This is a genomic window from Mycobacterium sp. Panama NTM2 (genome assembly GCF_054355555.1).
Genome location: NZ_CM135953.1, coordinates 4,183,072 through 4,197,486 on the forward strand (window position 1 = coordinate 4,183,072; position 14,415 = coordinate 4,197,486).

General features: G+C 66.5%; 19 protein-coding genes. 6 read left to right on the top strand and 13 right to left on the bottom strand.

Annotation, left to right across the window (positions count from 1 at the left end):
• Positions 1 to 393 precede the first annotated feature (393 nt).
• From ACXYX3_RS19900 to ACXYX3_RS19910, 3 genes are all read right to left on the bottom strand, one after another.
• Positions 394 to 750 carry an STAS domain-containing protein gene (locus ACXYX3_RS19900; protein ID WP_241205731.1) on the bottom strand — a complete coding sequence of 119 codons (357 nt, stop codon included), beginning with the start codon at positions 748 to 750 and terminating at the stop codon, positions 394 to 396.
• A 75-nt stretch (positions 751 to 825) separates the two neighbouring features.
• Entirely contained in the window at positions 826 to 1,068 is a 243-nt protein-coding gene (gene mbp1 / locus ACXYX3_RS19905; RefSeq protein WP_241205730.1) for a microaggregate-binding protein 1, read from the bottom strand.
• A gap of 109 nt (positions 1,069 to 1,177) precedes the next feature.
• Positions 1,178 to 1,516 carry an STAS domain-containing protein gene (locus tag ACXYX3_RS19910; RefSeq protein WP_458608727.1) on the bottom strand — a complete coding sequence of 113 codons (339 nt, stop codon included), beginning with the start codon at positions 1,514 to 1,516 and terminating at the stop codon, positions 1,178 to 1,180.
• Between the two features lie 311 nt (positions 1,517 to 1,827).
• On the opposite strand from ACXYX3_RS19910, the gene ACXYX3_RS19915 reads away from it, so the two are divergent.
• From ACXYX3_RS19915 to ACXYX3_RS19935, 5 genes are all read left to right on the top strand, one after another.
• Positions 1,828 to 2,979, top strand: a complete 1,152-nt coding sequence (locus ACXYX3_RS19915) for a PP2C family protein-serine/threonine phosphatase (RefSeq protein WP_458608728.1) — start codon at positions 1,828 to 1,830, stop codon at positions 2,977 to 2,979.
• Positions 2,967 to 3,977: a cobalamin B12-binding domain-containing protein gene (locus ACXYX3_RS19920; protein ID WP_458608729.1), complete on the top strand. Its 1,011-nt coding sequence runs from the start codon at positions 2,967 to 2,969 to the stop codon at positions 3,975 to 3,977. The genes ACXYX3_RS19915 and ACXYX3_RS19920 overlap by 13 nt, the downstream gene beginning before the upstream one ends.
• Before the next feature lie 73 nt (positions 3,978 to 4,050).
• Positions 4,051 to 4,407 (top strand): hypothetical protein, encoded by a 357-nt coding sequence (locus tag ACXYX3_RS19925; RefSeq protein WP_458608730.1) that lies wholly within the window; start codon positions 4,051 to 4,053, stop codon positions 4,405 to 4,407.
• Positions 4,408 to 4,564: 157 nt separating this feature from the next.
• Positions 4,565 to 4,864: a hypothetical protein gene (locus ACXYX3_RS19930; protein WP_458608731.1), complete on the top strand. Its 300-nt coding sequence runs from the start codon at positions 4,565 to 4,567 to the stop codon at positions 4,862 to 4,864.
• Between the two features lie 96 nt (positions 4,865 to 4,960).
• The gene (locus tag ACXYX3_RS19935; protein WP_241205725.1) at positions 4,961 to 5,209 is read left to right on the top strand and encodes a hypothetical protein; all 249 of its coding nucleotides are present in this window, start codon (positions 4,961 to 4,963) and stop codon (positions 5,207 to 5,209) included.
• A gap of 2 nt (positions 5,210 to 5,211) precedes the next feature.
• Here ACXYX3_RS19935 and ACXYX3_RS19940 read toward each other — a convergent pair whose 3' ends face one another.
• Entirely contained in the window at positions 5,212 to 5,940 is a 729-nt protein-coding gene (locus ACXYX3_RS19940; protein WP_458608732.1) for a TMEM165/GDT1 family protein, read from the bottom strand.
• Positions 5,941 to 6,245: 305 nt separating this feature from the next.
• Positions 6,246 to 7,067 (bottom strand): GNAT family N-acetyltransferase, encoded by an 822-nt coding sequence (locus ACXYX3_RS19945; protein WP_458608733.1) that lies wholly within the window; start codon positions 7,065 to 7,067, stop codon positions 6,246 to 6,248.
• Positions 7,068 to 7,135: 68 nt separating this feature from the next.
• Between ACXYX3_RS19945 and ACXYX3_RS19950 the strand changes: the two genes are divergently transcribed.
• A complete protein-coding gene (locus ACXYX3_RS19950; RefSeq protein WP_241205722.1) occupies positions 7,136 to 7,279 on the top strand; it encodes a hypothetical protein in 144 nt (47 codons plus the stop codon).
• A 9-nt stretch (positions 7,280 to 7,288) separates the two neighbouring features.
• Here the strand turns inward: ACXYX3_RS19950 and ACXYX3_RS19955 are convergent, their stop codons facing one another.
• From ACXYX3_RS19955 to ACXYX3_RS19990, 8 genes are all read right to left on the bottom strand, one after another.
• The gene (locus ACXYX3_RS19955) at positions 7,289 to 8,617 is read right to left on the bottom strand and encodes a ClC family H(+)/Cl(-) exchange transporter (RefSeq protein WP_458608734.1); all 1,329 of its coding nucleotides are present in this window, start codon (positions 8,615 to 8,617) and stop codon (positions 7,289 to 7,291) included.
• 29 nt (positions 8,618 to 8,646) lie between these two features.
• Positions 8,647 to 9,069 carry a nitroreductase family deazaflavin-dependent oxidoreductase gene (locus ACXYX3_RS19960; RefSeq protein WP_458608735.1) on the bottom strand — a complete coding sequence of 141 codons (423 nt, stop codon included), beginning with the start codon at positions 9,067 to 9,069 and terminating at the stop codon, positions 8,647 to 8,649.
• 51 nt (positions 9,070 to 9,120) lie between these two features.
• On the bottom strand, positions 9,121 to 9,891 hold the full coding sequence (locus tag ACXYX3_RS19965) for an amino acid ABC transporter ATP-binding protein (protein WP_241205719.1): 771 nt from the start codon (positions 9,889 to 9,891) through the stop codon (positions 9,121 to 9,123).
• Positions 9,892 to 9,903: 12 nt separating this feature from the next.
• Positions 9,904 to 11,400 (bottom strand): amino acid ABC transporter substrate-binding protein/permease, encoded by a 1,497-nt coding sequence (locus tag ACXYX3_RS19970; protein WP_458608736.1) that lies wholly within the window; start codon positions 11,398 to 11,400, stop codon positions 9,904 to 9,906.
• 197 nt (positions 11,401 to 11,597) lie between these two features.
• Complete coding sequence (locus tag ACXYX3_RS19975; protein ID WP_241205717.1) at positions 11,598 to 12,017, bottom strand: ChaB family protein; 420 nt, start codon at positions 12,015 to 12,017, stop codon at positions 11,598 to 11,600.
• A 49-nt stretch (positions 12,018 to 12,066) separates the two neighbouring features.
• The gene (locus tag ACXYX3_RS19980) at positions 12,067 to 13,167 is read right to left on the bottom strand and encodes a M42 family metallopeptidase (RefSeq protein WP_458608737.1); all 1,101 of its coding nucleotides are present in this window, start codon (positions 13,165 to 13,167) and stop codon (positions 12,067 to 12,069) included.
• Positions 13,160 to 13,876, bottom strand: coding sequence for a phosphatidylserine decarboxylase (locus ACXYX3_RS19985; RefSeq protein WP_458608738.1), 717 nt, complete (start codon positions 13,874 to 13,876; stop codon positions 13,160 to 13,162). Before ACXYX3_RS19985 ends, ACXYX3_RS19980 begins: the two co-directional genes overlap by 8 nt.
• Positions 13,794 to 14,396, bottom strand: a complete 603-nt coding sequence (locus ACXYX3_RS19990) for a hypothetical protein (RefSeq protein ID WP_458608739.1) — start codon at positions 14,394 to 14,396, stop codon at positions 13,794 to 13,796. Before ACXYX3_RS19990 ends, ACXYX3_RS19985 begins: the two co-directional genes overlap by 83 nt.
• Between the last annotated feature and the right edge of the window lie 19 nt (positions 14,397 to 14,415).

A 14,415-nucleotide genomic window follows, 5' to 3' on the forward strand; every position in this document is an offset into this window, starting at 1 on the left:
ATCTCTCCGGCCGCAGCAGTGTGCATTCGTGTCGATTTCCACAGGGGCATCGCAAATCTCTCCGTAGGTAGGTCACCTCCCCCGGGACAATGTCTCCCGGGTCCGATGAGGTCCGTCGGCAGCCCTTCCGGGCGCGGTCTCGATCGAGTCTAGTGACGGAAAACGGAGGTCAGAGGTGCCAAAGGTCACTTGAGGGGAGCGGTGCGGATCGGATTTCTCAACGTCCGCTTAGACTTCTCTTCGTTACCAGATCGTTATCTTGGGGCGACGACGAGCAAACACGCGGTGAACAGCGCGAAACCATTGGTCCGCACCGGCTGTTACCGCCTGTGACGAAATCGTTCCGCTCAGGTTTCTTAGAGTCCGGGGAACGAAGTGAGTGTCAGATCACACTCATGCGAGGCCGACGCCGCGCAAGATCGGAACGTCCGCGCGGGGAATCAGTTGCTCGGGGTCGCACAACTGCAGCACCCGGGTGACCGCTGGGCTCCCGACCACACACCATCGGACGTCCTCGCGGGAAAAATATGCACTGATGGCGTACAGCGCTGAGGCCCCGTCGAAAGCCATGAACGACACGGCGGTCAGATCGACGACCACCGCGCGAGAAGCGCCCGCCGCCTCGCGGATCGCGTGCGCGAACCGCTTGGCATTGGCGGCGTCGACCTCGCCGGAGACGGCGACGGTCGCCTCCTTCGCCCGGCCACGACCGCGCGTCCGAGTCGCAACAGACAGATCTGTCGAAGCCACGAAAAAGCTCCGACAGTCTGATGACCTGCTCCGAATGGACGTGACGGTCATGACACGGACATCACTGCTTCATGATTACGACTGCTCGGCGGCCTTCTGGCGGGCCTCGTTGGCCTTGGCTTCGCCACGCGCCTTCTCGGCCTCGGCCTCTTTCTGGGCCACCTCCCGTTGGGCGTCGGCCTTGTCCTGCTGGGCCTCACCCTCTTGCTTCAGATCATCGCGACCGGTCACGATGCCGGCGACCTCTTTGGCTTTGCCTTTGACGCCTTCGACGACGCCCTTGACGGCTTCTTCAGGACCGGAATTGTTGTCACCCACGGGAGCGCTCCCTCTGCAGTGTCGTGCCCGGACGGATCATTTCCGCTCCGGGGAGCGGCCGGGCCGCTCAGCGAAGCGTCTGTTCCCTGGCCCCTGGGATACGAAACATCTAACCAGCGAAGTCGCTCAGCGCGACGTCCAATGACGAGAACAGTTCGATGTAATCGGCCAGGCCCATGATCGTCAACGGGCGGCTCGTCGCGGGACCGTCGGCGACCACCGCGAACCGGGTGCCCTCGTCGAGCTGCTTACGCGTGGTCATCAGCACTTCCATGCCCGCAGTGCCGAGGAAGTCCACCTCGCTCAGGTCGAGGATCAGACCCCCGGGACGGCGATCGGCCGCCGCACTCATCACGTCCTGGAGCTGGGGCGCGGACAGCATGTCGACAGCACCAGACGCCGCGATCACGACGACGCCGTCGACCTGGTGTTCGCTGAATTGCTGCACGCGCGATGCCTCTTCTCTCTTCGTCTTGCAGGGGGCGATGATGTCACGAGGCTGCAGTCTGAACCTGCTCGACGCGGTGTCGGGTTCCGACAACCGGGTACAGGCTAGCGGAGTGCGGGAACCGGCGCGTGGACCGGTTGGGCCGACCGGCCCGCACACCTTCCGGCGACGACTACCGTAGAGCAGGCCTGACGTTGCCACATGCGCCGGGCACAGATTGCACTGGGAGGTGCTCCGTTCGCACGCGCACACAACTGGCTGAGGAGGTCGAGCTCGGCCTCGCCGGCTCGTTGCACCCCAGGCGCGCGGCGATGCGGCTCCTCACGCTGCTCAAACCCGAGCTCGCCGATTGGGCCATGCTGGCGCTGCCGGACGCCCGCAGCGGCGGGCTCGTGCTGCAGGGCGGCGACTCGGTGGGGTTCACCGCGACGATCTCACAGGCCGTGATCGCGGGCAGCCGCCTGGACAGGGTGCTGCGCACCGGGAACACCGACGCGACCACCGATCTCGGCGATTCCTCGGTTGCTGAACTTCTGCCCCACCCCGCTCTCCGGGCGGAGGTCGCGACGCTGGGCGTCAGGCATCTTCTGGCCGTCGGCCTCAACGCGCGCGGCGCCACCCTGGGGGCGCTGCTGCTCGCCCGTCGTGGATCGTTCGACGCCGATGACATCGCATTCGCAGGCCATCTCGCCGCGCGAGCCACGATCGCGCTCGACTCTGCCCGGCTCTACGAGGAACGCACGCACATCGCGGCCGTGCTCAGCAGCGCCCTTCGGCCGCCGTCGCTGCCGGACGTCGATCATCTGCACCTGGCGGCGCGCTATCGTCCGGCCGCCGAGCACATCGACATCGGCGGCGACTTCTACGACGTGCTCGGCACGGACCGGGACTGGCTGATCGCGCTCGGCGACGCCAGCGGTAAGGGCGTCGAGGCAGCCGCCCTGACCGGGCGTACCCGGCAGAGCATCCGCACCGCCGCCTACTTCGATCGCCGTCCCGCGATGCTGCTGCGCGCGTTGAACAGCGTGCTGTACGAGACGCGGCCCGAGCAGTTCGTCACGATGCTCTGCGCCGGAGTGCACATCGCCGAGTCGGGGTCACACGTCGACGTGGAGTTGGCCACCGCCGGCCACCAGGCACCGTTGGTGGTGCGCCGCGACGGCCACGTGGAGCAGCTCGAGGTGTTCGGCACCGCCTGCGGGATGATCCCCGACGTCGAGTACCGCACGATCGAGCTGCGCCTGGAGCGCGGCGACACGATGTTGATGTTCACCGACGGCGTCGACGAGGCGCACGGCGCGCAGGGCATGTTCGGCGTGGATCGGTTGGCCGGTCTGCTGCCCGCGTACGCGGGCACCTCCCCCGACGTGTTGTGCGAGGCGGTCGAACAGCAGGTCGTCGAATACGTCGACGGACGCCCCCACGACGACATCGCACTGCTGGCGGTGACGTGTCCGGGCTGAGCGGGCCGGAGCGGATGCGGGCGTATCGCGAGGCGGTGGCCACGCGTGATGCCGCGACGGTGCAGTCGATGATCCAGCGCATGCTCGTCGACGGGCTGGACCCGGTGACGGTGTTGACCGACGTGATCGCAGCTGTGCAGCGCGACAACGGGGAGCGCTGGCAGCGCGGGGAGTGGACCATCGCCGAGGAGCACGCGGCGACGGCGATGGCGGTGGCCGCGACCAAGGCAGTGGGCCGTCACGTGCGTGCGGTGGCGCCGACGCGCGGCCGGGTGCTGGTCGCGTGTGCCGAGCGGGAATGGCACGCGCTGCCCGCGATGATCATCGACTGCACTCTGCGCAGCGCCGGGTGGGACAGCATCCTGATGGGTGCGGCCACGTCGCCCGTGCGGCTGAACCAGTATCTGCAGGACCACGGACCCGAGGCGGTGGCCGTCAGCTGTTCGGTGCTGGGTTCCCTTCCGGCGACGCGGCGGTTCATCGAGGCCAGTACGGCTGCAGGAGTGCCCATCGTGGTGGGCGGTCCGGCGTTCGGTATCGACGACGTGCGCGCCAAAGCGCTCGGCGCGACGGCGTGGGCGGCCGATGCGCACGGGGCGCTGGCCGCGGTCGCGAACCTGCCGCCAGTGGTTCCCCCGGTCTCGCCGCTGCCGCCGCAGGCGGCAGCCGAGCAGGCGGACCTCGAGCACGACCACCGCTCGATCGTGGACGGTCTCGCCGCATCCTGGACCGTGACGGCGAGCGGTCGCCTGGACGCCGCCGACAAGGCGATGGCCACCGATGCGCTCAATCAGCTCTTGCATGCAGTCTCGGCCGTGCTGCTCACCGGCGACAGCCGACCGATCCCCGAGACGGTGGCCTGGATCGCCGACGTGGTCACCACGCGCGGATTCGCGGCCACCGTCGTCGACGAACTGGCGGTCGCGACGTCGGCCGCCCTGGGCGGCTATCCGTTGTCGCGCGCCATCTTCGACACTCACGTCGCCGACGGCAGTTGAGCCGCAAGAGTCTGTGCGCGCATTCTTTTTTCGGCAACAGTGAACCATCCGGTCGCGGCCACCGTGTCACAGGTTGACACGCCACAGCGACATCACAGGGAGTTCCCACCATGGCCAAGACAAAGCATTCATCACCGCCGCCCTCATCGCCACGGGGGCGATTCCGGTGATGGCCGCCACAGCCCAGGCGGCCCCGAACTCGAGCGGCGGCTCCGGCGGCAACGCCGTGGCAACCATCAACCAGCTCAAAGCCTCCGGCGCCGAGGTCCGGATCAACCGTGTCGGCAGCGCTCCACTCGACGAATGCGAGGTGACCAACGTGAACACCTTCTCGCGGCCGGCGCAGATCATCCCGATCGACGATGACGACATCACCGTGTTCACCAGATTCCCGAAGCCCAAGGTGACGGTCACGCTGAACTGCTCGTGACGGGGTTGGGTGAATCATCTTGTCGCCGTGCGGTGTCCGATTCGTGACCGGATCCAAAGCCGGCGCCCAGGTGAGGCACATTGCTCACCCATTCCGCGGCCCTAGCGTCGTCGCTCGTATGGCAACCGCCATGCGTGACACGACGAACGGACGACGTATGACACTCCCCCGCATTCTGGGCGCCACGGCGATCGCCGGCGCCATCACCCTCACCGGGCTCACCTCCGGGGTCGCGGGCACCGCCGCCGCCCAACCAGGCGGCCCCTGCGGCGCCCCCGGTGCGCCCGCATGCCAACCGGCACCGCAGCCGAATGCCGACTGGCAGCATCGCGGGATCGACCAGGCTCGGCGGGACCACCAACCGTTCCAGTACAACGGTCAGCAGGTCCATCCGCTGCCCGCCGGCAATGGCGACGGCTGGGGATTCTGGTTCCTGGGCCGCTGGATTCGGCTCTGACGTCGCAGCGCGCGGGCGGTGCTCCGGGAGACCGGACCGCACCGCTCGCGCGCGCCTCCCGCGAAACCCTCGACCCTGACTTTAGCCTTGGGGGCCGTGACCACCTTGCTGGAACCGTCGCTGGCGGACCTGGATTTCGAGCCCGACATCCTCTGCACCTGCCGGCGCTTCTGCGGCCCGCTGGCGCACCCGGCGCAGTGGTGGGTCACGCTGTCGTGCGGATGCCCCTACCCCATGTGTCGACGCGCTCTTCGAATTGCCAACGTGCGGTTGAACGTTCGACCTCTGACCTGCCGGATGTGCGAGACGGAGCAGATCGCGATCCGGTCGGTCGCACCGATCTGAGATCAGTCGCGGGAGGCCTGCAGGGAAGAGGGCTCTGCGGGCAGCTGCGGGGCGGGCCGCAGAACGGCCGGGCGCATGCGCTCAGGCAGGGCACGCAGCATCAATCCCACGGCAGCGACACCGGCGACCGCGATTCCGACGCTGACCGTGGCCGGCAGGGCGGGACGCAGGTTGTCGATCACCATGAAGATGCCGAACACTCCGAACAGCGCCGCGGCGACCACCTGGATGAGCCGTTCTGGCAGATGCTTGCCGGCGACCGCTCCGACCAGGATGGCCAGTGCGTCGGCGGCGACCATGCCGATCGTGGAGCCGATCCACACGCCGAGCCAGTTGTTGTCGGCGGCCAGCGTGATCGTGGCGAGCATGGTCTTGTCGCCCAGCTCGGCCAGCATGAAAGCCGAGGTGACCACGAAGAAAGCGGGGGCGGTGGCGCGCTGGGCCCGTGACGCCTCCTGGTCGGTGAGCGAGTCGCCACGCAGCGTCCAGACACCGAAGACCACGAACATCGCACCCGCGATGAGGCCGAGCAGGTGCGTGGGGAGTGCGGCGCCGAGGTAGTGCCCGATGGCGACGGACAGGACGTGCACGGCCGTGGTGGCTGCGAGGATGGCGGACAGCACGATCCACCACCGGTATCGCAGGGCGAACATCATCGCCATCAGCTGGCTCTTGTCACCGAGTTCAGCCACGAAGATCACGGCGAAACTCAGCAGCAGGGCGGCGATCACCGACAACTCCTCTACTCGTGACTGCCGGCCAGATGGGAACACCCTCCGGCCGGCAATCGACATACGATGCACGACCGAAGGTCTCGCCCACCGGATCACAGGTCCGGTTCAGATGACCGGGCGGATACGCAGGCGATCAGCCAGTATGTCGACCATCCGATTGGGGGCTACTCCCCTTCACTTCGGGTAAGGCTACCCTCCGCCTCGATGGCATGCAACTTCTCGGTGTCGAAAAAGATTGGCGCACAATAAGTTTGAATACTCGACCACGATTGTTCGGGAACCCGTATCCAGAAGTGACGCCACTAGCATTCCGCGTCTCTTACGAGCATCGCCCGGGTGAACAGCAGATGAAAACCCAAGCGCTGCACGTTCTTCTGCGATAGCGATCCCGGCGCCGTCGTCACCACCGCGATGTCACATCCGGCGTCCGACGCGATGTGGAGACGGTGGGCCAGCAGGGCGGCCTGGACTCCTCGCCGCCGGTACCCAGGTGCGGTCGCCGCGCCCGTCAGCTGCGCCACGCCGTCCGCGGTCCGCATGCTCGCTGCACCCGCCACAGCGCCGTCGAGTCCTGCAAGGTAGCGGATGGCGCCCGCCTGGTGCATGTCGTTCGCCGCGTCGACGATGACGTCGCGGGGGAATTCCTCGTGGCTGGGCACACCATCGCCGTCCGGGTGGGCGAATCCGTCGACGAGCACGTCGAGCCACGCCACGCTCTCCCCGGCGCCGGCCGGCCACACCTCCGGGTGGCCGACGTACTGGACCGTGAGCGGCAGGGCGCACCCGAGCACGTTCTCGAACCCGACGAGCCGATAGCCGCGGTCACTCAGGAGCGGCCCGACCCCGGGATCGGCGAGGGTGCACAGTTCCACCGCGACGGCCGCCCCGTGGCCCGCGAAGGTCTGTTCGATCGCGTCGAGCACGCCGGCATCGGGCACGCCGTCGAAGCCCAGGCCCACCACCTTGTTCATCGGCGAGTCCGCGTCGGCGTAGCAGGCGAGGCCGCCGACGACGGGCATGACGATCCCGGGCGCACCACGACGGGCGGCCGCCCGGGTCGCCGCCCCGATGAGATCGGCCTCGGCATGTTCGATGCGCTGCGCAAGGGCGGTCCCACAGAACATGGGCCCACACTATGGCGTCAGGGTGCCGGTGTGTTTGGACGCCGGGCGAACGGAGAATCCTCACCGTCGTGACCGACCACAGCACACCCGAGGACGCGAGCGAAGCCACCGACGAACAGCGCGACCTGCAGGACAAGCTCGACCATCAGGACGACGACGCGGATGCACCTGCCGGGTGGCAGACCCGAGACCAGATCCCCGACGAGAACTGAGCTGCCGGCCTAGTCGGCGGAATCGTCCCGGCGGTCGTCCCTGACCTCCTCGTCTATCGGCCCGCGTTCGGGCACCATCCGGTCCCGCAGACTGTCGTAGATCGGTGCGGAACCGGTGAGCTGCGCCGCGATCACCGCCGCTGCAGTGGCCGCCAGCATCGGCACGGTGACCGACGTGGTGGCCGTCATCTCGATGACAATCACCATCCCCGTGACCGGTGCGCGCACTGTCGCGGAGAAGAAGGCGGCCATCCCGACGATCGCCATCGGGATGATCAGCGGAGTCAGATCGTGTGGCCACACCGCGCCGGCGATGGCGACGAACCCCATGCCCCACAACGCCCCGATGGCGAGCAGCGGCGCGAAGAGCCCTCCAGGCAACGCGGCCGAATAGCTCAGCGGCCCGGCGATGAATCGCACCGCCAGGTAGCCGACGATGACGGCCGGCACCAGGTTGTGGCCGCTGAGGATGAGCTGGGTGACGGTCTGCCCGTCGCCGACCGACAGTGGCAGCACCACGGCAGCCAACCCGATGAATGCACCGATGATGGGGGCTTTCACCGTGTTGGGGATGCGCGCCAGCGCCGCGACGTGGTCGAGGAACCACAGCACGACCACGTTGTAGGCGGCCCCGAGGAGTCCGGTGAGCACGCCGAAGAGAAGGAACAGCGGTAGCCAACCCAGGGCCGGAGCGGCCACCGGCTCCACGGCGAAATCGGGATGATTGCCCAGGATCAGGCGGGTACATCCGACCGCGGTCGCCGACGCCAGGGTGGTGGCCAGCACCAGCTGCATCCGGAAGGACTTGCTGACCTCTTCCACGGCGAACAGCACGCCGGCGATCGGCGCGTTGAACGCCACGGCCAGACCCGCGCCGCCGACCGCGGTCTGCATCAGGCGCACGTCGGCGTCACCCAGCCGTGCCTGCCTGGCTGCTTGTGCGCCCACCGCGGCGCCCATGTGAACGGTCGGCCCTTCCCGCCCGAGTACCAGGCCCGATCCGAGGGCCAGCACCCCACCGACGAACTTCGCGACGAGCAGCCCGATCAGCGGCGGGCGCGCATGGCCGTGGTACACGGCTTCGACGTGCTGGATGCCGCTGCCCGCGGCCAGGGGCTGGCGGCGCACGATCAACGCAGCCAGCCACGCTCCGAGCGCTGCCGCGGCGATCGGGATCAGCCAACCCGGACCGGGCAGATGGTGCGCCCACGCGATCAGGTCGAGGCGGAGCCCTTCAGCATGTTGCAGACACCAGCGGAAGGCGCCGCCGACCAGACCGATGACGATGCCGGCGAGCGTGGCGGTGGCCGCGAGGACAAGGGATCCCCGCGTGGTCACCGGCGGCTACTCGACTCTGCTACTCGACGCTACTCGACGATGAAGACCGGGATCCGGCGGTCGGTCTTGGTCTGGTATTCGGCGTAGGGCGGGTACGCGTCGACCGCCAGCGACCACCAGTGCTCCCGCTCCTCGCCGGAGAGTTCACGCGCGGTCATCTCGCGGATCTCGGTGCCGTCCTGCACCGTCACAGCCGGGTTGGCCTTGACGTTGTGGTACCACGACGGGTGTGCGGGGTCGCCGCCTTTGGACGCGACCATCGCGTACTTGCCGTTCTCCTCGACCCGCATCAGCGGCACGTAGCGCTTCTGACCGGACTTCGCGCCCGTCGTCGTGAACAGCACCACGGGCCGGTCCATGATCTGGACACCCTCGGTGGTGCCCTGCTCGAGAATTTGTTTGGTCTGGTCGCGGACCCAGTCGGTGGGGCTCAGCTCCGGTTGCTCAGTCATGCCACCAGTCAACACCACCGAGGTGGCGATATTCCGGTGACTGGCCAGATGTCACAGCACCTTCGACAGGAAATCCTGCAGCCGTGGGTGTTTGGGATGGTCGAACACCTGAGCGGGGGTGTCGTCTTCGACGATGTTGCCGTCGGCCATGAAGATCACCCGCGAGGCGACCTCGCGCGCGAAGCCCATCTCGTGGGTCACGACGACCATGGTCATCCCCTCGGCGGCCAGCGTGCGCAGCACCTCGAGCACGTCGCCGACCATCTCGGGGTCCAGCGCGCTGGTGGCTTCGTCGAACAGCATGATCGACGGGTTCATCGCCAGCGCGCGGGCGATCGCCACGCGCTGCTTCTGACCGCCCGACAGCGTCGCCGGTTTCACATGCGCCTTCTCGGCCAGGCCCACCTGTCCGAGCAGTTCCATCGCGCGCTTCTCGGCGGCCGCCTTGTCCATCTTCTTGGTCAACAGCGGGGCCAGCGTGACGTTGTCGATCACCGTCATGTGCGGGAACAGGTTGAAGTGCTGGAACACCATGCCGATGCGCTGGCGCACCTTGTCGAGGTCGATCTTCTTGTCGGTCAGGTCGAACTCGTCGATGACGACCGTGCCGTCGGTGATGTCCTCGAGCTTGTTCAGGCACCGCAGGAACGTCGACTTGCCCGAGCCGGACGGCCCGATCACGCAGACGACCTCGCCCTCCTTGACGGTGGTGGTGATGCCGTCGAGCACCACCAGGTCACCGAACGACTTCTTCAGGTTGTCGATGCGGATCTTCACCGCACCCTTGGATTCGGTCGCGCTGTCCGGTGCGAGCTGGTTCATTTCACGATGCCCCTATCTGACAAGTCGGCGTTCCAGTCGGTCCGACAGTTTGGTGAGCGCCATGATGACGATGAAGTAGATGACGCCGATGATCAGCCACATGTTGAACGACTGGTAGTTGCCGGCGATGATGATCCGGCCCGTCTGGGTGAGTTCGGCGATGCCGATCACCGACAGGATCGACGTGTCCTTCAGCGTGATGACGAATTGATTGATGTAGGACGGGATCATGGTGCGGATGGCCTGCGGCAGGATCACTTTGCGCATGGTCGGCAGGTAGCCGATACCCAGGCTGCGCGCCGCCTCCATCTGCCCCTTGTCCACGGATTGGATACCGCCGCGCACGATCTCGGTCATGTAGGCGCCCGCGTTCAGCGAAAGCGTGATGATGCCCGCCGTGAGCGCCGACATCTGGAAGCCCAACGCCGACGGGATGCCGAAGTAGATGAAGAACGCCTGCACCAGCAGCGGTGTGCCGCGGAAGATGTCGACGAACGTGGTGCCGATGGCGCGCAGCCAGATGGCCCGCGACACCCGGAACAACCCGAAGATCACACCGAGGATCAGCGCGAAGAAGATGGAGACGACCGTCAGGACGATCGTCATCTTGAGACCCTCGAGCAGCAGCGGGAAGGTGCTCTTGATCAACCCGAAGATCGAATTGTCCGCTGTGCTGGCCTCTTCGCCCAGGTAGGCGCTGACGATCTTGTCGTACTCGCCGGATGCCTTGAGATTCTTCAGCCCCTCGTTGAACTTCGCGAGCAGCTCGGCGTTCTGGCCCTTGTTGACCGCGAAGCCGTACCCCGTCGGGTCCTCCTTCGGGGTGACGGTCTTGAAGCCGTTGCCCTGCGCGATGCCGTAGAGCAGCACGGGGTAGTCCTCGAACACCGCGTCCGAGTTGCCCGTCCGCACCTCGTCGAACATCGAGGACGAGTCGGCGAAGGAGACCACCTCGAAGCCGTACTTGTCCTTGATCGAGTTGGCGAAATCCGAGCCCTGGGTGCCGTTCTTGACCGCGACCCGCTTCCCGCGCAGGTCGTCATAGGACTTGATGTCGTTGTTCGACTTCAGTACCGCCATCTGGATGCCGGACTCGAAGTACGGGTCCGAGAAGTCGAACACCTGCTTGCGTTCGTCGGTGATCGACATACCCGCGATGACGCCGTCGACCTGATTGGCCTGCACCGCCTGCAGCGCAGCGTCGAAACCGAGAGGTTTGATGTCGACCGTGAACCCTTGATCCTTGGCGATCGCCCGGATCAGGTCCATGTCGATACCGACGAAATTGCCCTGCTTGTCCTGGAATTCGAACGGCGCGAAGGTGGTGTCGGTGGCGATGGTGTACGTCTGGCCCTGCGCCCTGGCCTCTGGGAGGGTCTGCGGAACCGTCAGTGCCGAGCCGATGCCGAGCACGAGCAAGAGCGCGGTCACATAGACGAAGCGGCCGCGGATCCGGGGCAACCATCCCGTCGTAATCGCAGCGTCGAATCCCGACGAACCGGCGTGCATGCTGGTCCCTCCCTTTCGATCATGACACGGGAAAGACTCAAACTAGCCTGATTGACCGCACACTGCCCGTTTTTGGGGGCCCACTTTGGGGCGCGACTTCGGGGCGCTCGTGTTCGGAGCGGACGATCACATATCGGACACGGGCAGCAACTGATGCTCAGCCGCAAGCATCGCACGGTGATCGCGACGTGATGCGGCTAGCGGCTGCGGGCGCTCTCGCGGCGGTTGGCCTTCTTGATCGCCGAAACCAGTTCGTCTTTTTTCATCGTCGAACGGCGGGGGATGTCGAGTTTGCGCGCCACCTCGACCAGGTGTTTCTTGGACGCGTTCGCATCGACGCCTTCGGCGCTGCGGCCCTTTGGTTTCGGGCCGCCGCTGCGGGCGCGGGAATCGGACGGACCCTTCTTGTCCTTCTTCTCCCAGTGGTCGCCCACCTTCTCGAACTTGTGTTTCAGTGCGCTGTAGGCGACGCGGTGCGCACGTTCTCCGTCGCCGTATTCCTCGGCGGCGGCGTCGTGTGCCTTGGCGAAGGTGCGCTGGGCTTTCTTACCCGACTTCTTCAGCGTGCTCGGCAACTCGCTCTTCTTCGGCTTGCCGTTCTTCTTGGTCATGGGCATGTGGTCGACCTACCCGCTGAGTGGCCGGCTGAATCAGGCGGTCGGCGGTTCAGGCTTTCTCACCGAGGAACCGCACGAGCACGCTGGCCATGTCCGCGGTCGCGGTCCGCGGGATCACCTCGTAGCCGTGCGTGCTCAGCGTCGGCACGCACAACAGACCGGCCCGGGGCGAGAGGCCCGAGGCCTTGGCGTGCGAGGCGTCCGACTCGAACGCGCCGAGGACCGCGGCTTGCGGCGAGAGCCCGAGTTCGGTGGCGATGTCGATCAGGCGATCAGCGACGTCTTTGTCGTAGACGCAGCGGGTGTCGCTGTAGGCGATGATCGGGCCGCCGGTGACCGTCGTGTCGTATTCGGCCTCCGTCGGCCCCACCTCCAGCGCCACCGTGAGATCACCTGGCAGCGTGCGGCACGCGTACGACGCCCCCACCCCGCCGATCTCCTCATTGGTGGTGAACACGAAATACACGTCGTTGGCGGGCCGTTGCGACTGTTCCCGCAGCACCTGCGCGGTGTGCAGCAGCGCGGTCACCGAGGCTCGGTCGTCCATGAAGTAAGAGCCCAGGTACGCTCCGACGTCGACGAGCGTGCGCTTGCTGCGTTCGATGCACACCCGGGTGCCGGGATGCACGCCCGCTGCGTTGAGTTCCTGCCGGGTGCAGCCGGTGAAGACGTAGACATGCAGCCAATCCATGGACTCGCCGCCTTTGTCGGGTTTGGTCTGCCAGATCCGCAGGCTCTCCTTCGTGGTGTGCTCGGAACCCAACGACAGCACGCCGGTCAGGGTCGCCCGATCGCCGAGGATTGCGACCGGCCCGAGCCCGAAGTTGGCCGGATACATCACCCCGGCGGGCGTCACGTGCAGAATGCCGTCGTCGTCGACCCGTTTGACGATCATGGACAGCTCGTCCATGTGCGCGACGATTCTGGTGGCGCGCTCATCGTCGTACGAGCCCTCGCGGGCGGTGTCCGTGTCGCTGCCGCGCACGAGGCCGACGAGGTTGCCTGCCTTGTCGACCCAGCTTTCGTCGACGTGTGGCTCGAGTTCCCGGCGGCAGATCTCGCGGACCGCGTCTTCCTGCCCGCCCGGGCCGTAGGCCCACAGGAGCTCCTGCAACAGGTCTCGGTGCAACGTCTCTTTCACCTCACCCATCGCTGCGGTGCCTCCCGCCGCGCCCGTCGACGCGCGCCACCACAGACCCGACCCGGCGCGGTTCGGAATCGGTGTCGACCGTGGGTTCGATGCCCTCCTGGAACAAGATGATGATGTCCGACCCGCCGAACTGGAAGTAGCCGAACTCCTCCCCCTTGGTCACCTGGGTTCCCACCACGGTGCTCAGCGTCACCGACGCGACATTCGACATCCCCACGGGAACGACGCCGACCAGGCCCAGGTCGCCATGCCCGGATCGCGAGGTGTCCAGTATCAGTACGCCGCGGGTCTGGAAGAACTCGTAGCCGCTGCCGGTGCTGTCGCGGGCCTGCAGTGCGTGATCCTCGAGGTCCACCTGCATGTACACCTGGCCTTGGATCACGAAGGATTCCTCGACCGTGCCGGACACCGGGACGTGATAGCGGTGGTATGCCGAGGGCGGCAGCATGTAGTGCACGAAGGTGCCGTTGGCGAACGCGTTCGCGTAGCGGCTCCCGTCCAGCAGCTGAGCGATGTTCCCGTATCGGTGAGTGCCCTTGATCGTGGTCGCGGGGATTTCCGAGTCGGCGCTGATGTCGTAGTAGTGCTGGAATGAGCAGTCGGCCGGCGAAGTGACGACGCGGTTGTCACCGGGCGCGGCGATCGGGCGCAGCCCGGGGTTGAGCTCGCGGGCGAAGAACTGGTTGAACGTACGCCAGCCGCTGGGCATGTTTCGGCCGACCGTTGATCAACGATTCCTCGATCGTGTACTCCGGTGCGTCCTGGAGAAAGGACTGCAGGATCTCGTCGTCGAAGGATTCCGGGGTGTCGAGGAAGCTTCCCCACGTCCGTGCGAATGTGGTGAGCCAGGAGCGAAACTCGCTGGAGCGCTCCGCGATTGCCTGATCATCGCCGTCGCCGACGTTCTGGTCGACCAGCCAGAAGAAGTGGGCCAGCCTGTCACTGACCTCCTTGGCGTAGCGCTGGTGGGGCGCGGTGGTCTTCCACGCCGGCGCATCGGTTTGCCGGGGAATCCACCGGATGAACCTGGACAGATAGTCGTCGTACTCGCCCAGCGTCGTCGGCCAGTCCAAGGCGCGGTAGAGGTCGGCGTTCAGAGATTCCTGCGCACGCCGCGACGCCTGCTGCAGAGATTTCTCCAGCAGTTCTCTCAGGCCGTGCCCGCGGTCGAGGGTGTCGTGCAATTGCTTGATGATGGCGTCCGGATCGGCACCGTTTTCTCCGCTCACCTGATTGGCTTTTCCCGCC

Coding starts and splice junctions, on each gene's coding strand:
- ACXYX3_RS19985 (WP_458608738.1), bottom strand. CDS start 13,876: ATGCCCAGCGGCTGGCGTACGTTCAACCAGTTCTTCGCCCGCGAGCTC.
- ACXYX3_RS19945 (WP_458608733.1), bottom strand. CDS start 7,067: ATGTTCTGTGGGACCGCCCTTGCGCAGCGCATCGAACATGCCGAGGCC.
- ACXYX3_RS19930 (WP_458608731.1), top strand. CDS start 4,565: ATGACACTCCCCCGCATTCTGGGCGCCACGGCGATCGCCGGCGCCATC.
- ACXYX3_RS19915 (WP_458608728.1), top strand. CDS start 1,828: ATGCGGCTCCTCACGCTGCTCAAACCCGAGCTCGCCGATTGGGCCATG.
- ACXYX3_RS19970 (WP_458608736.1), bottom strand. CDS start 11,400: ATGCACGCCGGTTCGTCGGGATTCGACGCTGCGATTACGACGGGATGG.
- ACXYX3_RS19980 (WP_458608737.1), bottom strand. CDS start 13,167: ATGGGTGAGGTGAAAGAGACGTTGCACCGAGACCTGTTGCAGGAGCTC.
- ACXYX3_RS19975 (WP_241205717.1), bottom strand. CDS start 12,017: ATGCCCATGACCAAGAAGAACGGCAAGCCGAAGAAGAGCGAGTTGCCG.
- ACXYX3_RS19960 (WP_458608735.1), bottom strand. CDS start 9,069: ATGACTGAGCAACCGGAGCTGAGCCCCACCGACTGGGTCCGCGACCAG.
- ACXYX3_RS19965 (WP_241205719.1), bottom strand. CDS start 9,891: ATGAACCAGCTCGCACCGGACAGCGCGACCGAATCCAAGGGTGCGGTG.